This window comes from Serratia sp. KH_031, assembly GCF_057839655.1.
Window position 1 is genome coordinate 1457927 of the sequence record NZ_CM174496.1, and the last position, 23548, is coordinate 1481474.

The 23548-nt window shown below is 48.3% G+C and carries 19 protein-coding genes and 2 pseudogenes; 13 read left to right on the plus strand and 8 right to left on the minus strand.

Going from position 1 to position 23548, the window contains the following annotated elements; genetic code table 11:
- Positions 1–112 precede the first annotated feature (112 nt).
- The 6 genes from hisS (at position 113) to AC3ISQ_RS06485 (ending at position 6059) form a co-directional block, all read left to right on the plus strand.
- The gene (hisS, locus tag AC3ISQ_RS06460) at positions 113–1387 is read left to right on the plus strand and encodes a histidine--tRNA ligase (RefSeq protein ID WP_489351608.1); all 1275 of its coding nucleotides are present in this window, start codon (positions 113–115) and stop codon (positions 1385–1387) included.
- A gap of 13 nt (positions 1388–1400) precedes the next feature.
- Positions 1401–2021 (plus strand): YfgM family protein, encoded by a 621-nt coding sequence (locus AC3ISQ_RS06465; protein ID WP_489351610.1) that lies wholly within the window; start codon positions 1401–1403, stop codon positions 2019–2021.
- An 11-nt stretch (positions 2022–2032) separates the two neighbouring features.
- Positions 2033–3214 (plus strand): outer membrane protein assembly factor BamB, encoded by a 1182-nt coding sequence (bamB, locus tag AC3ISQ_RS06470; protein WP_489351612.1) that lies wholly within the window; start codon positions 2033–2035, stop codon positions 3212–3214.
- A gap of 89 nt (positions 3215–3303) precedes the next feature.
- Entirely contained in the window at positions 3304–4791 is a 1488-nt protein-coding gene (der, locus tag AC3ISQ_RS06475; protein WP_489351614.1) for a ribosome biogenesis GTPase Der, read from the plus strand.
- Between the two features lie 78 nt (positions 4792–4869).
- Complete coding sequence (locus tag AC3ISQ_RS06480) at positions 4870–5826, plus strand: AEC family transporter (RefSeq protein ID WP_489351616.1); 957 nt, start codon at positions 4870–4872, stop codon at positions 5824–5826.
- An 11-nt stretch (positions 5827–5837) separates the two neighbouring features.
- Complete coding sequence (locus tag AC3ISQ_RS06485; protein ID WP_489353151.1) at positions 5838–6059, plus strand: zinc ribbon domain-containing protein; 222 nt, start codon at positions 5838–5840, stop codon at positions 6057–6059.
- A gap of 351 nt (positions 6060–6410) precedes the next feature.
- On the opposite strand, the gene AC3ISQ_RS06490 is transcribed toward AC3ISQ_RS06485, so the two are convergent.
- The 4 genes from AC3ISQ_RS06490 to AC3ISQ_RS06505 form a co-directional block, all read right to left on the minus strand.
- A complete protein-coding gene (locus AC3ISQ_RS06490; RefSeq protein ID WP_489351618.1) occupies positions 6411–6545 on the minus strand; it encodes a hypothetical protein in 135 nt (44 codons plus the stop codon).
- Between the two features lie 333 nt (positions 6546–6878).
- Complete coding sequence (locus AC3ISQ_RS06495; protein ID WP_489351620.1) at positions 6879–7841, minus strand: lysophospholipid acyltransferase family protein; 963 nt, start codon at positions 7839–7841, stop codon at positions 6879–6881.
- Complete coding sequence (locus tag AC3ISQ_RS06500; protein ID WP_489351621.1) at positions 7828–10017, minus strand: peptidase domain-containing ABC transporter; 2190 nt, start codon at positions 10015–10017, stop codon at positions 7828–7830. The genes AC3ISQ_RS06495 and AC3ISQ_RS06500 overlap by 14 nt, the downstream gene beginning before the upstream one ends.
- A 20-nt stretch (positions 10018–10037) precedes the next feature.
- Positions 10038–11261: an HlyD family secretion protein gene (locus tag AC3ISQ_RS06505; RefSeq protein ID WP_489351623.1), complete on the minus strand. Its 1224-nt coding sequence runs from the start codon at positions 11259–11261 to the stop codon at positions 10038–10040.
- 312 nt (positions 11262–11573) lie between these two features.
- Between AC3ISQ_RS06505 and AC3ISQ_RS06510 the strand changes: the two are divergent.
- Together AC3ISQ_RS06510 and AC3ISQ_RS06515 are read left to right on the plus strand one after the other, a co-directional pair.
- Positions 11574–11735 (plus strand): annotated as a pseudogene (locus AC3ISQ_RS06510) (helix-turn-helix domain-containing protein); the annotation flags it as partial.
- A gap of 18 nt (positions 11736–11753) precedes the next feature.
- Positions 11754–11837 (plus strand): annotated as a pseudogene (locus AC3ISQ_RS06515) (transposase); the annotation flags it as partial.
- Between the two features lie 45 nt (positions 11838–11882).
- Here the strand turns inward: AC3ISQ_RS06515 and AC3ISQ_RS06520 are convergent.
- The 3 genes from AC3ISQ_RS06520 to AC3ISQ_RS06530 form a co-directional block, all read right to left on the minus strand.
- Positions 11883–12215, minus strand: a complete 333-nt coding sequence (locus AC3ISQ_RS06520) for a protealysin inhibitor emfourin (RefSeq protein WP_489351625.1) — start codon at positions 12213–12215, stop codon at positions 11883–11885.
- Positions 12215–13240, minus strand: coding sequence for a M4 family metallopeptidase (locus AC3ISQ_RS06525; protein WP_489351627.1), 1026 nt, complete (start codon positions 13238–13240; stop codon positions 12215–12217). The genes AC3ISQ_RS06520 and AC3ISQ_RS06525 overlap by 1 nt, the downstream gene beginning before the upstream one ends.
- Before the next feature lie 61 nt (positions 13241–13301).
- Complete coding sequence (locus tag AC3ISQ_RS06530; RefSeq protein ID WP_489351629.1) at positions 13302–14384, minus strand: LacI family DNA-binding transcriptional regulator; 1083 nt, start codon at positions 14382–14384, stop codon at positions 13302–13304.
- A 361-nt stretch (positions 14385–14745) separates the two neighbouring features.
- On the opposite strand from AC3ISQ_RS06530, the gene AC3ISQ_RS06535 reads away from it, so the two are divergent.
- On the plus strand, positions 14746–16053 hold the full coding sequence (locus tag AC3ISQ_RS06535) for an MFS transporter (RefSeq protein WP_489351631.1): 1308 nt from the start codon (positions 14746–14748) through the stop codon (positions 16051–16053).
- 11 nt (positions 16054–16064) lie between these two features.
- Complete coding sequence (locus AC3ISQ_RS06540) at positions 16065–18431, plus strand: glycoside hydrolase family 31 protein (RefSeq protein WP_489351632.1); 2367 nt, start codon at positions 16065–16067, stop codon at positions 18429–18431.
- Between the two features lie 7 nt (positions 18432–18438).
- Here AC3ISQ_RS06540 and xseA read toward each other — a convergent pair whose 3' ends face one another.
- Positions 18439–19815, minus strand: a complete 1377-nt coding sequence (gene xseA, locus AC3ISQ_RS06545) for an exodeoxyribonuclease VII large subunit (RefSeq protein WP_489351634.1) — start codon at positions 19813–19815, stop codon at positions 18439–18441.
- A 170-nt stretch (positions 19816–19985) separates the two neighbouring features.
- On the opposite strand from xseA, the gene guaB reads away from it, so the two are divergent.
- From guaB to AC3ISQ_RS06560, 3 genes are all read left to right on the plus strand, one after another.
- A complete protein-coding gene (guaB, locus tag AC3ISQ_RS06550) occupies positions 19986–21449 on the plus strand; it encodes an IMP dehydrogenase (protein WP_489351636.1) in 1464 nt (487 codons plus the stop codon).
- Positions 21450–21542: 93 nt separating this feature from the next.
- Positions 21543–23120 (plus strand): glutamine-hydrolyzing GMP synthase, encoded by a 1578-nt coding sequence (gene guaA, locus AC3ISQ_RS06555; RefSeq protein ID WP_489351637.1) that lies wholly within the window; start codon positions 21543–21545, stop codon positions 23118–23120.
- Between the two features lie 182 nt (positions 23121–23302).
- Positions 23303–23521, plus strand: a complete 219-nt coding sequence (locus AC3ISQ_RS06560) for a DUF6500 family protein (protein ID WP_489351639.1) — start codon at positions 23303–23305, stop codon at positions 23519–23521.
- The last annotated feature ends 27 nt before the right edge of the window (positions 23522–23548 follow it).

The window sequence follows — 23548 nt, forward strand, 5'->3', positions numbered from 1 at the left end:
CCGCTTGAAGTATGAAGGTTATATGAACCCGAGGGGCAAACCACGTTGTATAACGATGGCTAAAGTCCCTATAATCGGGTTCATTTTTATATAAAACGGATAGAGAACTCACGTGGCAAAGAATATTCAAGCCATTCGCGGCATGAACGATTACCTGCCGGAAGAAACGGCGCTGTGGCAGCGTATCGAAGGCACTCTCAAACAGGTGCTGAGTGGCTACGGTTATAGCGAAATCCGGTTACCGATTGTAGAACAGACCCCGTTGTTTAAACGCGCCATCGGTGAAGTGACCGACGTGGTGGAAAAAGAGATGTATACCTTTGAGGATCGCAACGGCGAAAGCCTGACACTGCGTCCAGAAGGGACGGCGGGTTGTGTCCGCGCCGGTATCGAGCATGGTCTGTTGTACAATCAGGAACAGCGTCTGTGGTATATCGGGCCGATGTTCCGCTATGAGCGTCCGCAGAAAGGTCGTTATCGTCAATTCCATCAACTGGGTGCGGAAGTGTTTGGTCTGCAAGGCCCAGACATTGATGCTGAGTTGATCTTGCTGACAGCCCGCTGGTGGAAAGCGTTGGGTATCTCCGAGCACGTGAATCTGGAGCTGAACTCTATCGGTTCGCTAGAGGCTCGTGCTAACTACCGCGATGCGCTGGTGGCGTTCTTGGAACAGCATGTCGAAGTGTTGGATGAAGATTGTAAGCGCCGGATGTACAGCAACCCGCTGCGCGTGCTGGACTCGAAAAATCCAGACGTACAGAAATTGCTGAACGACGCGCCGCGTTTATCCGAATATTTAGATGAAGAGTCCAAGGCGCATTTCGCTGGCCTATGTGAACTTTTGGCACAAGCGGGTATCCCATATACCGTTAATGAACGCTTAGTTCGTGGTCTGGACTATTACAACCGTACGGTGTTTGAGTGGGTAACCACCAGCTTAGGTGCACAGGGTACGGTTTGTGCAGGCGGTCGTTATGACGGTTTGGTTGAGCAACTGGGCGGTCGTGCGACACCGGCGGTCGGCTTTGCTATGGGCTTGGAGCGTTTGGTGCTGCTGGTTCAAGCAGTTAACCCGGACTTCAAAGCGCCAGCAACCATCGACGTGTATGTGATTTCTTCCGGTGCCGGTACACAAAGTGCAGCAATGCAACTGGCAGAACACGTACGTGATGCTGCACCGCAATTGAAACTAATGACCAACTACGGCGGCGGTAACTTCAAAAAGCAAATCACCCGTGCTGATAAATGGGGCGCTCGCGTCGTACTGATCTTGGGTGAGAATGAAGTTTCCACGCAGCAGGTGGTAGTGAAAGACCTGCGCAGTGGTGAACAAGAAACGCTGGCGCAAAGCGAAGTCGCTGCGCGTCTGGCTATGATGTTAGGTTAAGGAGAAGGACACCGTGGAAGTCTATACCACTGAAAACGAACAAGTTGACGCACTGCGTCGGTTCTTTACCGAAAACGGTAAAGCACTGGCGGTGGGCGTGGTGCTCGGTATTGGTGCCCTGGTCGGCTGGCGTTACTGGCAGAGCCACCAAAACTCCAACATGATGGAAGCATCGCAATCTTATCAGCAAGCCAGCGAAGCATTGGCAGCGGGTAAACCAGGCGACGTTGCCGCTGCACAGAAGTTCATCCAAGCCAATGACAACAGCTATGGCGCATTGGCGGCTCTGGAACTGGCGAAGTACTATGCTGGGCAAAACGATTTTGCCAAAGCGCAGCAGCAATTGGTTCTGGCTCAAGGCCAGGCCAAAGATGACAATATGTTGTCGATGGTTAATCTGCGTCTGGCGCGTGTCCAGTTGCAGGAGAAAAAGCTGGATGAAGCGCTGAAAACGTTGGATGGCGTGAAGGGCGACGGTTGGACAGCCATGCAGCAAGATACCCGTGGTGACGTTTTGCTGGCAAAAGGTGATACCAAAGGTGCACGTGAAGCCTACAGCAAAGGCATCGAATCTAACGCTTCTCAGGCGCTGCAAGCATTGATGCGCATGAAATTGAATAACTTGTCCAGCTAAGGGGAATTCCCATGCAATTGCGTAAAACACTCTTGGTTGGGCTGGTTTCTGTCGCCTTATTGAGCGGTTGTTCGCTGTTTAACAGCGAAGAAGACGTAGTTACTATGTCACCGTTGCCGAAAGTTGAGAATCAGTTCACACCAAATAAAGTGTGGAGCACTTCTGTCGGTGATGGCGTCGGTGAGTTTTACTCTCACCTGCGCCCAGCGTTCCAAGATGACACCGTTTATGCGGCTGATCGCCATGGCATCGTGAAAGCGATGGATGCGAGCAACGGTAAAGAAAAATGGAAAGTCGATCTTTCTGAAAAGACCGGTTTCTTTTCTAGCAACCTACCCGCACTGCTGTCGGGCGGTATGACGGTTTCTGGCTCGAACGTTTATGTTGGTAGTGAGAAGGCCGAAGTTTACGCGCTGAACACCGCAGACGGTAAAGTCACGTGGCAAACTAAAGTGGCTGGCGAAGCGATTTCTCGCCCAGTGGTTAGCGACGGTATGGTGCTGATCCACACCAGCAATGGCCTGTTGCAAGCATTGAACGAATCTGACGGTGCAGTGAAGTGGACGGTCAACCTAGACATTCCATCACTGTCACTGCGCGGTGAGTCTGCACCTGCGGTAGCCTTTGGCGCTGCCGTGGTTGGTGGCGACAATGGCCGTGTCAGTGCGGTGTTGATGCAGCAAGGTCAATTGATCTGGCAGCAACGTATTTCTCAACCGAGCGGCGCGACTGAAATCGATCGCCTGAACGATGTTGATACTACGCCTGTGGTTGTTGACGGCATCGTGTATGCATTGGGTTACAATGGTAACCTGACCGCACTGGATCTGCGTTCCGGCCAAATCGCGTGGAAACGCGAACTGGGTTCCGTGAATGACTTCATCGTCGATGCAGGCCGTATCTATCTGGTTGATCAGAACGATCGTGTTGTTGCGCTGAACACCGAAGGTGGTGTCACCGTCTGGACACAGAGCGAGTTGCTGCACCGTAACCTGACCCCGCCAGCGATGTATAATGGTTATCTGGTCGTAGGTGATAGCGAAGGTTACTTGCACTGGATTAATACCACCGATGGTCGTTTTGTGGCCCAGCAAGAAGTGGATAGCTCTGGATTCTTGTCTGCACCGCAGGTGGCTGGCGATAAGCTGATCATCCAGGCGAAAGGCGGAAAAGTTTACGCCTTCACGCGTTAACCGTCGGTTATCAAAACGTTTTTTCAAACGGCTCCTAAACATAGGGGCCGTTTCGTATTTTTATAATTTGTCAGTAATGAGGCTTCACAATGATACCTGTCGTCGCGCTAGTCGGGCGCCCGAATGTGGGTAAATCCACCTTGTTTAACCGTTTAACACAGACGCGCGATGCGTTGGTGGCGGATTTCCCTGGGCTCACGCGAGACCGCAAGTATGGTCGTGCTGAAGTCGAGGGTAATGAGTTCATTATCGTCGATACTGGCGGTATTGACGGTACTGAGGATGGCGTCGAAACCCGTATGGCGGGGCAGTCGCTGCTAGCTATCGAGGAAGCGGACATCGTACTGTTTATGGTTGATGCTCGCGCCGGGTTGATGCCTGCCGATCAGGGCATTGCACAACATTTGCGTAATCGCCAGAAAGCCACGTTCTTAGTAGCAAACAAAACTGATGGTTTGGATCCTGACGTTGCTGCAGCAGAGTTTTATTCGCTGGGGCTGGGTGAGGTCTATGCCATTGCGGCTTCTCATGGCCGTGGTGTGACGCAGTTGATCGAGCACGTTTTGGTGCCGTTCATCCCTGAAAAGCCAGAAGAAGTCGAGCTGACCGAAGAAGAGGCTAATGCTGCCTACTGGGCGGAAGTGAATGGTGAAGCTCAGGAAGGTGAAGAGGAAGAGCCGGAAGACGACTTCAACCCGCAAGATTTACCGATCAAGTTGGCGATCGTTGGGCGTCCGAACGTAGGTAAGTCAACGCTCACCAACCGTATTCTCGGTGAAGAGCGTGTGGTGGTTTACGATATGCCAGGCACCACCCGCGACAGTATTTATATCCCGATGGTGCGTGATGAGCGTGAGTATGTGCTGATCGACACTGCCGGGGTGCGTAAGCGCGGCAAAGTGACCGAAACCGTTGAGAAATTTTCGGTAATCAAAACGTTGCAAGCGATCGAAGATGCTAACGTCGTACTGTTGGTTATCGATGCGCGTGAAGGCATCTCCGATCAAGATCTCTCACTGCTTGGTTTTATCCTCAATAGTGGACGCTCACTGGTGATTGCGGTCAACAAGTGGGACGGCATGAGTGAAGAAGATCGTGAGCATGTGAAAGAGATGCTGGATCTGCGTTTGGGCTTTGTCGATTTCGCTCGCGTGCATTTCATTTCTGCACTGCACGGTAGCGGCGTGGGTAACCTGTTCGAATCGGTGCAGGAAGCCTATGAGTGCGCTACACGTCGTGTGAACACTTCAATGCTGACCAAAATTATGACTATGGCAGCCGAAGATCACCAGCCACCTTTGGTGCGTGGCCGTCGTGTGAAACTGAAATATGCTCACGCCGGTGGTTATAATCCACCAATCGTGGTGATCCACGGTAATCAGGTTTCTGATCTGGCGGATTCCTACAAACGCTATCTAATGAACTACTTCCGTCGTTCACTGAAAGTGATGGGAACACCGATCCGGATTCAGTTCAAAGAGGGCGAGAACCCGTTTGCTGGCAAACGTAATACCTTGACGCCAAATCAGATGCGTAAGCGTAAACGCTTGATGAGCCACCTGAAAAAGAGTAAATAAATAAAGGGCGCGGTATTGATACCGCGCCCGTTTTTTTAGCGAAATATTGAATACTTGTTCGTCTTAAGGAACCCCCCCATGTCTTGGGAAACTTGGAGCTTTGCATTCAACGTTACCGTCCCCAATCTCCTCATGATGTTGTTGGGCATTCTGTTGCGCCGTATGCGCTTGATGGACGATCGCCTGATCGATGGTGCGACCAAGCTGGTATTCAATCTGGCACTGCCTTGTCTGCTGTTTTTTAGTATTGCTACTAATCATCCTCAAATACTCAACAATCTATCGCTGGTGATGTTTGGTGCGGTAGGCACGCTGACGACTTTCTTACTGCTAGAACTCGCTGCTCGTTGGCTGGTGAAAGAACCACGTGAACGTGGCGTGTTTGTGCAAGGTGGTTTCCGTGCCAATACCGCGATTGTCGGCTTGGCCTATGCCATGACGGCCTACGGCAGCGAAGGCGTAGCACTAGGGTCGTTATATCTGACCGTCACGGTGATCCTATTCAATATTCTGTCGGTAATTACCTTAACTCGCAGCTTGCAGGGTAGTGCAGGTAGTAAGGCTAGCCCTGGGGCATTTTTACACGGCATTGTCACCAATCCGCTAATTATTGGCTTGGTTTGCGGTTTGTTATATGCCCAAACGGGCTGGGGTATTCCTCATGTGATTACCCAAACAGGTAGCTATATATCTGGGCTATCATTGCCGTTGGCGTTGTTGTGTACAGGCGCTAGTTTGGATTTGCGCGCGATGTTCCGTTCGTCCAATGTGGCGGCATTGTCATCGTCGGCCAAACTGTTTGTGGTACCGGTAATCATGACGCTCGGTGGCTGGTTATGTGGTTTTCAGGGCGCGGCGTTAGGGATTATCTTCTTATTCTCTGCTACACCAACCGCATCCGGTAGCTATGTGATGACGCGCGCGATGGGCGGTAATGCCACGCTAGCGGCGAATATTATTGCGATTACTACCGTGGGGTCTTTCTTTACCACGGCGCTTGGGATTTACTTCTTACGCTTATGGGGCGTTATCTGATGGGAAGAACAATGGAAGCACTTTGTCCACAATGCCAACAACCGATGGAGTGGGTGAATGGTCACTATCACTGTGAACGCTGCAATAGCGATTATCAACAGCTAGCCAGTTGCCCTGACTGCGGGCAACCGCTGCAAGAACTGAAGGCCTGTGGCGCAGTGGATTACTTTTGCCAACACGGCCACGGGCTGATTTCCAAAAAACGGGTGAATTTTAGTTATCAGCCTTTATAACTCGAATAATTCGAGTTATATCACTCTGATCAGTTCGAAAATGATATTGGGGAAACGGACGCATAGCTTAAAAAGAAGAGTTTGAAATGTCGAAGGTATTAGAACAACCTTGCTGTCTAAATGGCATACGCCTAAGCCAGCAAGGTTTATTAATTACACTATACACGTCATCCTTCAAACTGCCTCGGTGTTGACTGCGCCTGCGCGCCCTAGCCACATAGTTATCTATGCTCCCAAGGTCTTACAGACTTGCCGCTTTGATGCAACTTGAATGATTTTTTGTATATCAGCAAAAGGTTAATTTCTGCTGAATAGTGTTTCCATTGCTAAATTTAGCTAGGATGATTCTAATTATTTCTTGCTGTTCAGGTCTTTTACAGCAGTTTTCACGCCATTCCAGATGGTATCAATAGCGTCTAATATGTCAGATGTAGAAGCTTTACCACCACGGACTTTTTTAACTTCGTTCATAGATAAAGTTTTCATTTTATATCCTTATATGAATTGAGAAATAACTTATTGATTATACCTTTCATACTTCAAGTAAGCACGTATTTGCGCCATGAATTATTTGGGTATATATATTTACTACCGTACAACAACTTAATGCTACTATCATCAGCACTAAGGCACTGCTAAAACATATAGACCTTATTGGGAGTCATATATGTATTTTATTAGTTACACTGGTGAATGTTTTTTCTTAATAATTTTATTATAACGAATAATGGTGCTATTTATGATAAATAGTGTCTTTATGCTAATTGTCAATTCAGTATTTTTTATCAGTATAGTACTCTTAGTTTAAAAAGCAACCCATCATCTATTAATATTCTTTTTTATTTTTCTACGGTGGTGAAAATAAGTTTCCATATAAGGTAAAAAATACCAACTTTCGGCATGATGAAAAATAAAGTTCGATAGTTCATCATTGACAGTATTAAACATACTATCTTCATCTGCCGCAGGTACTCTTCGGATTATATGTAAGTGGCTTTGAAAGTTATCATCTATGCTGGATGCTAATACAAGTAAATCTCTACCTGCTTTCGATGCCAGCAAGGTAATACCTTGGACAAAATATGCAGGTCTACCCAATAAGAGCCTTTGTTTTGGTGTGCCGTATTTTTTTCCAGCTAAATCTGGTGGTAAGTCAGCAAATACGATCACATTATGCCCTAGTTTTAAGCTTTTATAGAGGCGGATGGTTGCCGAGTGCTCGAAAGCCTCATAAATATGAACTCGATGCCCAAAATTCTCTAAAGAACGTAATGCTGTTTCTTCATGCCTATCTTCATGATTGGCACGGATAAAGACGAGATCAGAAGATTCTTTCAATTGACTCATCAAGAATATTAAATTCATCCAATAATCACCTGAATGAAACATGACTGCTACTGTAGATTGATTTGCATAACTCCCTGCGATATTTTTTTCGTCGTTCACAATCAAGTGTTTTAATCGTCCTAGCCTTTCCTCTGTACTCATCCATGAGTAGGCTATTTTCATCGATGCCCTGATTTGATGAATAATAATATATCGGACAGCCAATAGATGACGCTGATTTTCGTTATAGGGTAACAGCGATAAATTTTGTTTGGCTAAGTTGTATTGGCTTCCCAGCAACGATGATGGAATTTTTTTGATCAGTATGAAACTAAATTTTGCTAGTTTTGTGATACCAAATCGTCTAAAAAGAATGGCGAAGAAATAGGTGAGCAATTTTGCTAGGCACCGCTTAATAGCAAGTAATAACATCTTAGCTTTATTAAACAGTTGCATGAGATAATTCATCCATTGGCACATTGAAAGGGCATAACTTTCCATCGGCCATTTTGTATGCAGAATTACAAGCTGCTAATAATGCATCGTCATGAGTAACAATAACACAAGCTATATCCAACAGTTGAATTGTTTGAATAATTGCATCTCGGGATACGGTATCTAAATGAGATGTTGGCTCATCTAAGAATAAAATATCAGGCTGACGATATAATGCACGAGCGATCAATAGCCGCTGTCGTTGTCCCGATGAAAGCCTGACTCCACTATGTCCAATCCGGGTATTTAAACCGTTCGGTAACGAGTCAATGCAATCTTGCAAGCTAGCACTATCAATACTACGATGTAAACGCTCACCATCAACTGACATTCCCATTTCCGTATCATCGAAAATAATATTCTCTAGTACTGTCGCTTCCAGAATCTCCTCCATGCCGGACACGTAAGAAATATTTTCACGGAAATGTCGGAAACCGAAGTGATATAGTGCATGTCCGTTGACCTGAACACTGCCTTCTACTGGTTGATACAGACCTGCCATTATACGTAATAGGGTACTCTTTCCACAGCCTGAGGGGCCATAGATAGCAATTTTGTCATTTTTTGTCACGTTAAGTGAGACATCATCCACGATGTTGTCTTCAAATGAACCGTAATTGAACCGGATATTATTTAACGATAATGAGGCTATGTCTTCACGTTGTTTATTGATATTCGTGGTATAACGTTGCTCTTTCAGCGGCTCAGCATCCTCATTAATAATATCACCAATCCGACCCAATTCTACTTTAAGCATCCTAAGCCCAACGAAACGATCGGCTGTGTTCAGAACTAAATTCATAAAAATATCTTTGTATAAAACAAAGGCAAAAAGCTCACCCAAAGTATTTTCACCATTAATTACCGCCATTGCACCTACCGCAGATACAATCAACGAATGGAGATCTGAAGTTGAACCATGCAGTGAACTGATGATGGATTGAACCCGTTCTTGCTTGGCTTTGAGCGTTTCGGTTTCTGCCTGCTGGTTTGACCAAGCGGAAAGTTTCGCACTTTCATAGCCATAAAACTTTACAGACTCAATATTGCTCACACTTTCAAACAGGGTGCTATCTCTGCGTGTTTCTGATTCCAGTATCTCTTTTTGTTTGTTCTCTAACCAAGGTATAGAGCCAAAACGTACAATGAAAAATAACATTGATGCTGCTAATACAATAATGGTCAATTTAATGTTAATAAAACCGATTAGGACTAAAAATATTAATGCAAATATGGAGTCTATCGTAATGTTAATCCAACCAGAGGTAAATTGTACATAAATTTGATCGCCACTGCGTATGCGACGTAAAATGTCAGCAACATGTCGTCCTTCAAAAAAGGTTACAGGTAAGCGTAATAGCCAATTTACAATCGAGGTTGTTGTTTCATGGGTAACGGATACTCGAACTTGTGCCGTAATCAAAGTATAAAGATATTTTACTGCAAAGTTGATGATAAATATCCCGCCAAAAATCATTAGCAGCAAGTATAGTAACTGGTCATCATTTTTGACGATGACTTCATCAACCGTTAAGTTAAAGAGTTTTGGTGAGACGATCATCACCAGATTAGTAATGATCGCCAGCATAGACATCAATATTATTTTGCTAGCTAATCCATGGCTATTTTTTAACAGCGTTGTAAAATTCAGTAAAACAGATTTATCTTTACTTTTTTCTTTTTGGAAGTCAGCTGTTGGTGTCAACTCCAATGCAATGCCACTAAAGTAAGCTGAAGCCTCATCAAAAGTATAATAGCGACGCCCAACAGCGGGGTCGATAATGTGGATACCTTTGAGAGTAACACTTTCCAGTACGACAAAATGCATCTTATTCCAGAAAAGTATAGCTGGAGTTTTTAACTGGCCAATGTCTTCGAGTCCCAGTTGTAATGGACGGGTTGCTAGCTCATACTCATGAGCTATTTTAATTACTTGGTATAACGATATTCCGTCTGAGGATATACGATACTTCTGCCGTAATCGACTTAATGGTTTTTCATTCCCATAGAAGCCCATAATCATTGCCAGACACGCTAAGCCACATTCAGAAATTTGCGACTGCAATATCTCCGGGACTCTCTTGCGATGCATGCCATTTAACGCTTCCCATGCTTTTTCTTTGTTTTTACTTTCCATAGTTCGTATCCGGGAGTCCATTAAAAGTCAGGGTTGCGTTTTAGGGCCCTATTTACTGGTAAGAATAACCATTCAATCAATGATAGTTTCTCCAATGCGATTGATGTATTAACCGTCATCCCATCCTTGAGAAACTCCATTGGCAAACTACCTCGTTGCCCCGTGATTTCTGCTTCTACCAAATAAGATAAGGGTCTATTATCTCTTTCTGCTACAGATTCATAGGGCATTGAATCCAAGGTGCTACCAGTGACTTGTTTGACGCGTGCTTTCAATACACCATACCGTTCATAAGGAAAAGCGTCGACTCGGACTAATACTTCATCACCGGGTTCAATATAGGCAATTGCGTCAGGTGTTACGACTAGGTTGAGTATCTGATGAGCGCTATTATTGTTGAAAGATCGCAATAACATCACTGTCGTATTGGGGGCGACTAATGCTCCTTGATACAATGGACTCATATCTACAATACCATCGATGGGGGAAATGATACTGTATTCACGATTCTTTTTCGCATTGTCCAGTTTGCTACGAATGTCCTCTTCTAACGACAATAGGTCGCTCTTTCTTCGATTTAACGTATTTTTCAGATCGGCTGAACTTTGCTGTAGTTGCAATATTTGTTGCTGGTTCACTAATTGATCTGATTCATTAATATTTAACTCAGCCAGTATACTATTATAGCGGCTTTCTCCATCTTGCAGCTCAAAGCTTTTTACAACACCAATTTTATTGAGTTGTTGGTATGATGATAGTTGTTTTTTTGCCAGCGCTACTCTACGTTCTACAGAAACTCTTGCTTTTGCAATTTCTGTTGACTTTCTCTTCAGCCTCTCAATTTGTGAAGCGATAAGTTTTTGTTGATTGACCTCGTTGCTGATTTCGTCATTGAAATCATTTTCGCTATTTTTCAGTAGTTGCTCATAGCGTTGTACTTGCTCGGAGGATGTAACCGAGCTTCCATTAATCAGGTCACCTTCTATTGGTCTAACAGAAAATAATAATTGATCTTTTTTTACCATTTGCCCTGTTTCCACGGCAATAGACGATATATGACCAGGCTGCATCGCTTGCAACCTGATAACATTCTTCATGGTAATAACCCCTTTGGCGTTTTCCTTACGGGCGTAATTTCCAGTTGTCATAATAAAAACAAAAAATGCAAAAAAAATACACACTAACAGTGTGATTGGCATCACTAAACTTCCATTTTTCGGTGAAATACGACCTAAATCAATCATCCTTGGCACCTAAAGTCCATATATCGTGCTGTGTGTGTTTATCCTTAGTTACCCGTGACTTTGGGAATTTATGGATCTACCCATCTTGATGTAATTACAATTATTTTTATTGTAGATGTAATCGTTTTTGGTGTTTTTACAATGATAAAATACAAAGCCTATACGAAATATAATGGTATCCAACTTAAAAAACAACCAAATATAATATTAATGAGATGTTTTTTGTGTTCTGTTGTACCTTGATTGTTCAATGTAAATAGGTTGTGAGTTATGGTGTTATTTAAGGTATATACCCGTTATTATTGAGAAAGTTTAATCAATCACTTATATCAGCACCTCTTTCATCATGCCTGTGAATATATGAGCGATGTGCTGGGGTATCACTTTTAGCGTTCCCGGTATGAACAAATGGCTGTATCGTCATGGATTTTCATACAAAAACCGGCGGGTGTTCCTCATAAATTCAGTGAAGAAAATTAGCGATAATCTATTTATCTGCTGCCCTACAGCCCAAATCTGAACCCGATAGAACGGGTATGGAAGGTGATAAATGAACAGGTGCTAAAATCTGTATTTTGAAGTTTTTTGGGCACCGCTCCAAATATGACGAGTGTCATCAAATTACTCCTCAATCACCCCTTTTTTCCACAGTTCTACCAACGCCTCCGGAGCCTCGGTTTCTGGAATCAGCCATACCACTTGGCTATAGCTGTGTTGGCTGGTGTAGCTAATCTGGATACGGAAGTAACGTTGATCGCCGCAACCTGCTTGACCCTCTTCTTGTGCGTAGGGCTGCGTTTGTTCTAGCAGCAGATACACGCGCTGGCGTTGCTCTGAGGGAATATCGTTAAACTTGATCTGGCGCGGTGCGGCGAGTTTGGGGATAAAGGCAAAACCGCCTTCGCGCGCCAGTTCGATAACGGAGTCCTGATCGAGTGGGGGGAGCGGCTCCATTATTCCACCCCCACCTGATGCCAGGCTTGCTGCACTTTCTCTGCTATCGCTTTGTCGAAACGCTTATTGGCATGTTTCACCGTGGTATGTGCGAAGGTTGAGAAATCAGCGTCCTGCGGCAGTGTTTTATCACAGAGAGTGTCGTACCAGATATAACCGGCTTTTTCCCACGAGAAGCCACCGATAGCTGTTGCAGCCAGATAGAAAGCACGATTGGGAATACCGGAGTTGAGGTGGACACCGCCGTTATCTTCTTTGGTTTGGATATAGTCTTTCATGTGGGCGGGTTGTGGATCTTTACCGAGCAGTGGATCGTCATAGGCGGTGCCGGGCTGTGACATCGAGCGTAACCCTTTACCGTTAATTCCCTTGGCGAGTAATCCGGCGCCAATTAGCCAGTCCGCCTGCTGCGCGGTTTGTTTCAGGTGGAATTGTTTGACCAACGAACCAAAAACGTCAGACAGCGATTCATTCAACGCCCCAGCCTGCTGGAAATAAGCCAATCCGACTTCGCTTTCGGTGACACCGTGCGCCAATTCATGACCGACCACGTCAATTGCGATGGTAAAACGGTTAAAGATTTCACCATCACCGTCTCCGAACACCATTTGCTGCCCATTCCAAAACGCGTTTTGATACTCCTTGTCGTAATGTACCGTGCCGGTTAACACCAGCCCTTTATTGTCCAATGAGTTACGCTTGTAGGCTTGCCAGAAGAAATCATAGGTGACGCCAAGATAGTCATAGGCTTCATCCACCGCCACGTCTTTGTTACTGGTTTGCCCCTCTTTGCGTACCCTTTTTCCCGGCAATTGCGTGGTGTTTTGTGCATCGTAGATATCGCGTTCTACGGTACCCGCTTTGACTGTTGGTGTGGACGGAGTATGAAGGGGTTTATTGCCTAGCAGCTTATTAACGTGTATCAGGGTGCGCTGAGCGCAGTTGCGCTGCGGTTCGCTACCGTTGTCGACAATGCGTTTGAGAATATAGGGAGGAATAACTGAGCGTGCTGTCAGGTTTCGCATAGTGGCTCTCCTTAGTCTTGCATGAACCTCATTGATTAAACTCACTATGCTTAAGTGTAGCTCACTCGTCATACAACCGATGGTTATGCGTGCTAACCGCCGGTGTCACCTTATTTGAACTCAGGCGTTTAACCGAGGCACGTACCGCCAGTTTGCCGTGCAGCAGTAGGTTGCATGGTGGAGCTTGCGGGCGCAGCATGCGGCGTTGCAACAGTTGAATCGCCTCAAAGCCCAGTTCGTCGCGCGGCACTTGAACCGAGGTTAATTGGATGTCATGAATTTCGGCCAGATTAAACCCGTCGGTACTCATCACCGAAATATCTCCCGGCACGTTGAATTGTAGCTTTTGCAGGGCGTTGACTGCGCCAACAGCCATATAGTCGCCACCGGCCAGAATAGCGGTCGGTAATTGTGAGGTATTAGTGATGAGCTGAATAAAGGTGGTCAGTGCTTGTTCAGCTTCTTCTGCGCCAAAGCCGGACGTGGTGATCAGATGCTGACGATCATCGAACGGGACGTTGTGTCGGGCATAAGCCTGTTTGATGCCCGATAGCCGCAACTCCATCGTGGTTCGACGTAGGCATTGCAGGTTGAGGATGCGGCGGTGGCCTTGCTGGAACAGGTAGTTGGCAGAATATTCACCGATCAACTGATGATCTGGAGATACGCTGTCCAGTCGCATTTGGTGATCGCTGCAATTAATCAGTATGCAAGGTTTGTTCAGATCGGTAGCTAGCGTATGGATGTGCTCATCGTCGATGCCGATAATTAATGCGGCCTGCGTGAGCGGATCACTCATTTTCTCCAAAAACAACGCGCTGTCACTGCTTTCCTCTTCCAATCCGCAATAGCGAATACGGACTTCATGCTCTGCTAGAGCGCTGGTAATGCCTTGGATCACCTTGTAGTAAAAGATGTCTGTCCGCACATCAAAGGCGCGTGATGGAGCAAACACCACCACGTTATTCAGCATCAAGCGACCGCTGGATAATCCTTGCAGGATGCCGTTCTGCTGCGCGCATTCCAGCACTCGTTGGCGAGCTGCGGCACTGGTGTTGGCTTTTCCGGCGAGCACGCGTGACACGGTGCTGATAGAAAGCCCGGTTTGTCGCGCGATTTCTTGGATTTTCAGCTTTCCGTTCATTCTGTGATCTCCTTCAAATTAGGCTGTGAGAATTTTTTCATCACAGCTATCTCGCGTAATAACGGCCTAAAAACGCTTCGGTGATGATTATCTACCCAGTGTATGAAAATTTTTGCAAAAAATTGCATTCCACAGATCAATTCAGCTGACTAGTCTGTATTGGTGAACCAATTCCATTAACTTATCAGTCCAATCCTACGGTTCTCAATAAGTAAAAACAGGTTAAATCATTGTGTTGTGCGTTTTTGATGTGGTTTTTTGCGAGCTGCTTCTCAAAAACAATGCCCATAACACCTTCAATGCGGAAATTTGCCTTACCAAAAGGTGAGCTGTTTACAGGTCGGCTCGCTGGAGAAGAAAGATGAGTGTTGAGATTAATCAGACCGTTGCTCATAGCGGCCACAGAAAGTTCAAATCATTACGTTGGTGGATGTTGGCGTTGTTCCTGTTGGGGGTGACGGTTAACTACATTACCCGTAACTCGCTCGGTATTCTGGCACCGGAATTGAAAACCAGCCTGAATATGACCACCGAGCAATATTCATGGGTGGTAGCCTCATTCCAATTGGCTTATACGGTATTCCAGCCGCTTTGTGGCTGGTTGATTGATGTCATCGGCTTGAAGATGGGCTTCCTGATCTGCGCCAGTATTTGGGCGGTGGTGTGCATGCTGCATGCCGGTGCGGGTAGTTGGCTACAACTGGCGATTTTGCGCTTCTTTATGGGCGGAGCGGAAGCTGCCGCGACACCGGCGAACGCCAAAGCGATCTCAGATTGGTTCCCGAAAAAAGAACGGCCTATTGCTGCTGGTTGGGCGGGGGTAGGTTTCTCGATTGGTGCCATGTTGGCACCGCCGATCATCGTGCTGGCTCATGTCTCCTTCGGTTGGCAAGGTGCGTTCTTGTTCTCTGGTGCGTTGGCGATGATATGGGTAGTGCTGTGGTGGCGTTTCTACCATGCACCACTGCAACACCCGAACCTCAGCAGTGAAGAGCTGGCGCTGATTAGGGAAGATAACGAGCCAGATCTGCCAAGACTACCGTTCTTTAAGTCACTGGTTATCTTGAGTAAAAACAAAAAATTCTACGGTATTGCTATCCCGGCATTTTTAGCAGAACCGGCTTGGGCGGTGTTCAGTTTCTGGGTGCCGCTGTATTTGGCGACTGAACGTGGAATGGATCTGAAGCAGATCGCCATGTTTGCCTGGTTGCCATTCTTGGCGGCGGATATCGGCAGCGTCGCCAGCGGTTATCTCACTAATCTGTACCGTAAATGGTTTGGCTGTACCCGTATTAATTCGGTAGTGGCTAGCTCGGTGACCGGTGCATTCATGATGGTATCGCTGGCCTTTGTGGCTATCACTAAAGATCCTTACCTCGCTATTTTGCTGATCTCGATCGGTGGTTTCGGCCATCAGGTGATCTCCTGCATGTTGAGTGCACTGGTGGTGGAATCCTTCGATAAAAATCAGGTGGCGACCGTCAACGGTATGCGCGGCTCCAGCGCTTGGATCGCCAGTTTCCTATTCACGCTGCTGATTGGTGCGGTTTCCGACACCATCGGCTTCAACCCGCTGTTTATCGCCATGGGCTTCTTCGATTTGATCGGCGCTGTATTCCTAGTCGTTCTGATTGCCGAGCGCGGTAAGAATAAATCTCTATCTCAATAAGACGGATCACTATGAAAACGCTAAAAAACTGGACGTTAGCAAGTCAACATAACGATCACATTGAACTACTGGTCGATGGTCGTCATTTGTTTTGCTTGTATGTGCTGGAAGACTCTCTGTTTCGCGTGCTAATTAAACGCAATGGCGAATTGGCGCTGAACCGCACTTGGAGTATTGCGCCGGAAAATGATGTGCCGTGGGAAGGGCGCGAACGCTTGAGCGTAGCCGGTTTCAGCTTGCCGGGTTATCAGTTGCAACAGCATGAAGATCGATTAGTGGTAGCAACGGTGAGCCTGCGTGTCACCGTGCATCAACCGCTGTGGTTAGAGTGGGAATATTGCAACGCTGCCGGAGAATGGCAACCGCTGGCTGCTGATCGTCCAACCAGTGCTTACTTACTGAATGCCCACGGCGATGGCGTGGCGCACTATCAGCGTCGTTTTCCACAAGAACGTTATTATGGCTTGGGTGAGAAATCTGGCGATCTGGAACGTACTGGCCGCCGCTATGAAATGCGTAATCTGGATGCAATGGGCTACAACGCTGCCAGCACCGATCCGCTGTACAAACATATTCCGTTTACCATTACGCGTCGTGATGACGTCAGTTTTGGCCTGTTCTACGACAACCTGAGCAGTTGCTGGTTGGATCTGGGTAATGAAATAGACAACTACCACTTGGCTTATCGCCGCTATCAGGCTGAAGCAGGGGATTTGGATTACTACCTGTTCCTCGGTGAACGAGTGTTGGACGTGACCAAAGCCTTCGTGCGTCTGACCGGTAAAACCCAATTTGGCCCGAAATGGAGCTTGGGTTACAGCGGTTCGACCATGCATTACACCGATGCGCCGGATGCGCAGCAACAGTTGATGAAGTTCATTGAACTGTGCAAACAGCATGATATTCCATGTGATTCGTTCCAGTTGTCCTCCGGCTATACCTCGATCGGCAATAAGCGCTATGTGTTCAACTGGAACGATGACAAAGTGCCGCAACCAAAACAAATGAGCCAAGCGTTTCACGATGCAGGGCTGAAGCTGGCGGCTAATATCAAACCTTGTTTGTTGCAGGATCACCCCAAATACCAGCAAGTGGCGGAGCAGGGGCTGTTTATCAAGGATTCGCAAAGCGATGCACCAGAGCGTTCTAGCTTCTGGGATGATGAAGGCTCGCACCTTGATTTCACCAACCCGGCGACGGTGAAATGGTGGCAGGAAGGCGTCACCAAACAACTGCTAGAAATGGGCATCGACTCCACCTGGAACGATAACAACGAATACGAAGTATGGGACGGTGAAGCCCGTTGCCACGGATTCGGTCAGCCGGTTGCGATCAAGCATATTCGCCCGGTGATGCCATTACTGATGATGCGTGCATCGTTGGAAGCTCAGCAAAGTTTTGCACCGAACTTGCGACCGTATCTGATTTCTCGTTCTGGCTGCGCCGGTATGCAACGCTATGTTCAGACTTGGAGCGGTGACAACCGTACCAACTGGCAAACTCTGCGCTATAACATCCGCATGGGTTTGGGGATGAGCCTGTCAGGGCTGTACAACATTGGGCATGACGTCGGTGGTTTTTCTGGTGTGAAGCCTGATGCCGAGCTGTTTGTACGCTGGGTACAAAACGGTGTGATGCATCCGCGTTTTACCATTCACTCATGGAATGATGATGCAACGGTCAATGAGCCGTGGATGTACCCGACAGCGACGCCGATGATCCGTGAGGCGATCAATCTGCGTTATCGGCTGATGCCGTATTTCTACACCTTGCTGTGGCAGGCCTGTGCCGATGATGAGCCGATGCTGCGTCCTACTTTCCTTGATCATGAGCATGATGAACGTACGCTACGTGAAACGGATGACTTCTTGATCGGCCGCGACATTTTGGTAGCTAGTGTCGTAGAGCAAGGGCAGCGCGAGCGCGAAGTTTATCTGCCAGATAACGGTGACGGTTGGTACTGCCTCTACAGCGGCCAATGGTACAGCGGTGGTCAAAGCATCGTGTTAGATGCACCGTTAGAACGCCTGCCGTTGTTGGTCCGTGCCGGTGCTGGTTTACCGATGTCGCAACGTTTAGCGCATGTGGATATTGCCGCAGATAGCAGCCGTGAGCTGAAACTGTTCCCAATCAAAGGCTGTGGTCAGAGTTCTGGTTTGCTGTTTGAAGACGATGGCGAAAGCCACGGCTGGCAGCAGGGTAACGCGCTGTGGCTACGTTGGGATATGGTCAGCGACAATGCGCGCATTGAGCTGACTATCACCACCGAAGGGCATTTCCAACCGGCTTGGAGTACGTTGGAAATCAGTCTACCAGCAGGAGAGACGCGTGAGCTGTGGGTTAACGGTGAGTGTCGCAGTCAATTTGTTCGAAAATAAGCGTTAATTATTCCGCCGCGCGTTTCTTGCGCGGCTTTTTCTCTTTGGTGATGGTTTTCACTTCACTCTCTACCCAACCATCCTGCAAGCGGGTTTTCAGCATTTCGCCGATCTGCGCTTGTTGGGTGGTTTTCAGCAATTCACCGCGTGGGGTTTGTGTCACGCTATAACCGCGCGCCAAGGTTGCTAATGGGCTAACGGCTTCCAACTGACTACAGGCTACGCCAAAGCGTTGACGATAACCGTTGAGCTGACGATCTAGCGCCTGTTGTAGACGGTATTCTTGCTGCTGAATGCGTTGTTGATAGCGGTGAATGCGGCCTTGTGGCTGCATCTGTGCCAAACGTTGTTGTGCGCGTTCACTACGGCGAGCCGATTGGCGCAACTGGTGTTGCATCCCGTCTTCTAATCGGCGTTGCAGTTTGAGCAACAGCGTCTGCTGACGCGCCAAACGTAAATGCGGGTGTTGCTGCTGCAAACGGTGATTGATGCGGCTGAACTGCTGCTGACGCTGCGCCAAATAGTAATCCATCGCCATTTCCAACCGCTGCTGTTGCGATTGCAACTGACGCAGCAATTCCAACTGATTACGGCTGACCAGCTCGGCGGCGGCAGAAGGGGTTGGCGCACGCAGATCGGCAACAAAGTCGGCAATAGTGACGTCGGTTTCATGGCCGACGGCGCTGACGATTGGGATATGGCTGGCGAAGATGGCTCTGGCGACACGCTCGTCGTTAAAGCTCCACAGATCTTCTAACGAGCCACCGCCGCGTCCGACAATCAACACATCACATTCGTCACGTTTATTGGCGGTTTCGATAGCGCGAACGATCTGCAACGGCGCTTCCGTACCTTGTACCGACGTTGGGTAAATCACAATTGGCAGCGAAGGATCGCGTCGTTGCAGCACCTGCAAAATATCGTGCAGAGCGGCACCACTGGCGGAGGTAATCACCCCAACGCGTTTAGCCGGGCTAGGTAGCGCTTGCTTGAATTGCTGATCGAACAAACCTTCCGCGGTGAGTTTTTGCTTGAGTTGCTCGAACTGCTGTTGCAACAGGCCATCGCCGGCGGGTTGCATGCTTTCGGCAATCAGTTGGTAGTCACCGCGCGGTTCATACAGCGTGATGCTGGCGCGAACCAACACCTGCTGGCCATTTTGCGGGCGGAAAGTGGTGCGACGGTTGCTGTTGCGGAACATCGCGCAACGAACCTGCGCACGATCGTCTTTCAGCGTGAAATACCAATGGCCGGAAGAGGGTTGGGAGAAGTTGGAGATCTCGGCGGAGAGCCAAATCTGCCCCATTTCCATTTCCAACAGTTGTCGAACCGTCTGATTTAGGCGGCTTACGGTAAAAATTGGCGGAGAGGAAGGTAGCGACATGTGACCCAGATCAAATTTCAAAACAAGCACTTAATCGGTCGATAGTACATGGCTAAAAAAGGTAATCAAGAGTTTTTGTGAGAAAGTGCTGGAGGCAACCGATTACGCTCTGTATAATGCCGCGGCAATATTTTATCTTTTTCACAGCCCACTCTGGTGAGATATTGCCCATGCTACGTATCGCGAAAGAAGCTCTAACGTTTGACGACGTCCTCCTGGTTCCAGCTCATTCCACAGTACTGCCTAACACCGCAGAACTCGGTACTCAACTGACCAAAACTATCCGCCTGAACATCCCTATGCTGTCCGCAGCTATGGACACCGTAACCGAATCTGGCTTGGCTATTGCCTTGGCACAGGAAGGCGGTCTGGGCTTCATCCACAAAAATATGTCCATCGAGCGTCAGGCTGAAGAAGTCCGCCGCGTGAAGAAACACGAAAGCGGCGTGGTGACCGATCCACAAGCCGTGACCCCATCAACCACCTTGCAAGAAGTGAAAGAACTGACCGTTCGCAACGGTTTCGCCGGTTACCCGGTAGTGACCGAAGACAACGAGTTGGTTGGGATCATCACTGGTCGTGACGTGCGTTTCGTGACCGACCTGAACCAACCCGTGACTGCGGTAATGACGCCGAAGGATCGCTTGGTAACGGTGAAAGAAGGCGAAGCGCGTGAAGTCGTGCTGCAAAAAATGCACGAAAAACGCGTAGAAAAAGCGCTGGTGGTGGACGACAGTTTCCATCTGCTGGGCATGATCACCGTTAAAGATTTCCAAAAAGCCGAACGTAAACCGAACGCCTGTAAAGACGAACACGGCCGCCTGCGCGTCGGTGCTGCGGTTGGTGCGGGTGCGGGTAACGAAGAGCGTATCGACGCGCTGGTTGCCGCTGGCGTTGACGTATTGCTGATCGACTCCTCGCACGGCCATTCCGAAGGTGTACTGCAACGTATTCGCGCGACTCGTGCTAAATACCCAGACCTGCAAATCGTTGGCGGTAACGTCGCGACTGGCGCTGGTGCTAAAGCGCTGGTGGAAGCTGGTGTGAGCGCGGTGAAAGTGGGTATCGGCCCTGGTTCTATCTGTACCACTCGTATCGTTACCGGCGTGGGCGTACCACAGATCACTGCTATCGCTGATGCGGTAGAAGCGCTGGAAGGGACGGGGGTTCCGGTTATCGCCGATGGCGGTATCCGCTTCTCTGGCGACATCGCTAAAGCCATCGCTGCGGGGGCATCTTGCGTGATGGTCGGCTCAATGCTGGCAGGAACCGAAGAGTCACCGGGCGAGATCGAACTGTATCAAGGCCGTTCATTCAAGTCTTACCGCGGCATGGGCTCACTGGGCGCGATGTCCAAAGGCTCTTCTGACCGTTACTTCCAGACCGATAACGCCGCCGACAAACTGGTGCCGGAAGGTATCGAAGGCCGCGTCGCTTACAAAGGCATGCTGAAAGCGATTGTGCACCAACAAATGGGTGGCCTGCGTTCCTGCATGGGCTTAACCGGTTGTGGCACTATCGACGAACTGCGCACCAAAGCCGAGTTCGTGCGTATCAGCGGTGCGGGTATTCAAGAAAGCCACGTGCATGACGTGACCATTACCAAAGAGTCACCAAACTACCGCATGGGCTAATTCCAAGGGCTATGGCGAGGCCATCTATTCGGTCTCGCCACTTGGAATTCACGAAGATTTTTTCTTTTTCTCTGTTGCTGGAATTCGCCTCACATGACACAAAATATTCATAAGCATCGTATCCTGATCCTGGACTTCGGTTCGCAATACACTCAACTGGTCGCTCGCCGTGTGCGCGAGATCGGCGTTTACTGTGAACTGTGGGCGTGGGACGTCAGCGAAGCGCAAATTCGCGAATTCAACCCAAGCGGCATCATCCTTTCCGGTGGCCCAGAAAGCACCACCGAAGCCAACAGCCCTCGTGCACCAGAATACGTGTTCAACGCTGGCGTACCGGTATTTGGCGTATGCTACGGCATGCAGACCATGGCGATGCAATTGGGCGGTAATGTTCAGGGTTCCAACGAGCGTGAGTTCGGCTATGCACAGGTTGAAGTTAAGACCCAAAGCGCTCTGATCCGCGACATCGAAGACGCTATTAGCCCAGCCGGTAAACCGCTGCTGGACGTCTGGATGAGCCACGGCGATAAAGTCACCGCTATTCCGTCTGGTTTCGAAACTGTTGCCAGCACCGATACCTGCCCGTATGCCATTATGGCGAACGAGGAAAAACGCTTCTACGGCGTACAGTTCCACCCAGAAGTGACTCATACCCGCCAAGGTCAACGCATGTTGGAACGTTTCGTTCTGGACATCTGTGGCTGTGAAGCGTTATGGACGCCTGCCACCATCATCGAAGACGCCGTTGCGCGCATTCGTGAGCAGGTAGGGGAAGATCACGTGATCCTCGGCCTGTCTGGTGGCGTAGATTCTTCTGTTACCGCCATGCTGTTGCACCGCGCCATCGGTAATCGCCTGACCTGCGTGTTCGTCGATAACGGTCTGTTGCGTTTGAACGAAGCCGACCAAGTGCTGGAAATGTTTGGTGATCACTTCGGTCTGAACATTGTGCACGTAGCAGCAGAAAACCGCTTCCTGAACGCACTGGCTGGCGTTGATGAACCAGAAGCTAAACGCAAAATTATCGGCCGTGTATTTGTCGAAGTGTTCGACGAAGAAGCCTGTAAGCAAGAAGCAGTGAAATGGTTGGCGCAAGGCACCATCTACCCAGACGTGATCGAGTCTGCCGCTTCTGCCACCGGTAAAGCGCACGTGATCAAATCTCACCACAACGTGGGCGGCTTGCCGAAAGAGATGAAACTGGGTCTGGTCGAACCGCTGAAAGAGCTGTTCAAAGACGAAGTGCGCAAGATCGGTCTGGAACTCGGCCTGCCATACGACATGCTGTACCGCCACCCGTTCCCAGGGCCTGGCTTGGGCGTGCGCGTATTGGGTGAAGTGAAGAAAGAGTATTGCGACCTGCTGCGTCGTGCCGATGCTATCTTCATCGAAGAACTGCACAAAGCCGATCTGTACAACAAAGTCAGCCAAGCGTTCACCGTGTTCTTGCCAGTCCGCTCTGTCGGCGTGATGGGTGATGGCCGTAAATATGATTGGGTTGTTTCACTGCGTGCAGTGGAAACCATCGACTTTATGACCGCGCACTGGGCACACCTGCCGTATGACTTCTTAGGCCGTGTTTCTAACCGGATAATTAATGAGGTCAACGGTATTTCGCGGGTAGTTTATGATATTAGCGGTAAGCCACCGGCTACGATTGAGTGGGAGTGATTAACGGCTAATTACTGACTACCAGTGATTATTAAAAACCCTCGTAACAGCTAGTTTGTACGAGGGTTTTCTCTTTCTGACTATCGTTGGCTATTATTGGAAGCATCTTATTTTTGACGGTATTAAAACGGCGAGAGAGTTCCACGTGCTCACCAATCGCGACGGTTTTTAAAGAGGACACCATGAGACCAAGCCTTAGAGCGAAAGCTATTTCAGTTTGCGAGGACAAAATCGCGAAAAAGGGGGAAGGCGTTGGCCTATCATTTTATGCATTCTTCGCGAATAAGAATGATGATCCTATCCTTCTTATGGAAGCTGCTGAGTGGTGGATCAAAACCCACGCTTTGGATCATTTCGAGAAGGCAGTCAAAATCCGTGAGATGATCAAGTCTGGGCAATGAGCCATGATCATTTTGTCTTAATGATGT

Excerpts from the sequence above, each read along its gene's own strand:
- bamB (WP_489351612.1), top strand. The coding sequence starts at position 2,033 with ATGCAATTGCGTAAAACACTCTTGGTTGGGCTGGTTTCTGTCGCCTTA.
- der (WP_489351614.1), top strand. The coding sequence starts at position 3,304 with ATGATACCTGTCGTCGCGCTAGTCGGGCGCCCGAATGTGGGTAAATCC.
- AC3ISQ_RS06480 (WP_489351616.1), top strand. The coding sequence starts at position 4,870 with ATGTCTTGGGAAACTTGGAGCTTTGCATTCAACGTTACCGTCCCCAAT.
- AC3ISQ_RS06485 (WP_489353151.1), top strand. The coding sequence starts at position 5,838 with ATGGAAGCACTTTGTCCACAATGCCAACAACCGATGGAGTGGGTGAAT.
- AC3ISQ_RS06490 (WP_489351618.1), bottom strand. The coding sequence starts at position 6,545 with ATGAAAACTTTATCTATGAACGAAGTTAAAAAAGTCCGTGGTGGTAAA.
- AC3ISQ_RS06495 (WP_489351620.1), bottom strand. The coding sequence starts at position 7,841 with ATGCAACTGTTTAATAAAGCTAAGATGTTATTACTTGCTATTAAGCGG.
- AC3ISQ_RS06500 (WP_489351621.1), bottom strand. The coding sequence starts at position 10,017 with ATGGAAAGTAAAAACAAAGAAAAAGCATGGGAAGCGTTAAATGGCATG.
- AC3ISQ_RS06505 (WP_489351623.1), bottom strand. The coding sequence starts at position 11,261 with ATGATTGATTTAGGTCGTATTTCACCGAAAAATGGAAGTTTAGTGATG.
- AC3ISQ_RS06520 (WP_489351625.1), bottom strand. The coding sequence starts at position 12,215 with ATGGAGCCGCTCCCCCCACTCGATCAGGACTCCGTTATCGAACTGGCG.
- AC3ISQ_RS06525 (WP_489351627.1), bottom strand. The coding sequence starts at position 13,240 with ATGCGAAACCTGACAGCACGCTCAGTTATTCCTCCCTATATTCTCAAA.
- AC3ISQ_RS06530 (WP_489351629.1), bottom strand. The coding sequence starts at position 14,384 with ATGAACGGAAAGCTGAAAATCCAAGAAATCGCGCGACAAACCGGGCTT.
- AC3ISQ_RS06535 (WP_489351631.1), top strand. The coding sequence starts at position 14,746 with ATGAGTGTTGAGATTAATCAGACCGTTGCTCATAGCGGCCACAGAAAG.
- AC3ISQ_RS06540 (WP_489351632.1), top strand. The coding sequence starts at position 16,065 with ATGAAAACGCTAAAAAACTGGACGTTAGCAAGTCAACATAACGATCAC.
- xseA (WP_489351634.1), bottom strand. The coding sequence starts at position 19,815 with ATGTCGCTACCTTCCTCTCCGCCAATTTTTACCGTAAGCCGCCTAAAT.
- guaB (WP_489351636.1), top strand. The coding sequence starts at position 19,986 with ATGCTACGTATCGCGAAAGAAGCTCTAACGTTTGACGACGTCCTCCTG.
- guaA (WP_489351637.1), top strand. The coding sequence starts at position 21,543 with ATGACACAAAATATTCATAAGCATCGTATCCTGATCCTGGACTTCGGT.
- AC3ISQ_RS06560 (WP_489351639.1), top strand. The coding sequence starts at position 23,303 with ATGAGACCAAGCCTTAGAGCGAAAGCTATTTCAGTTTGCGAGGACAAA.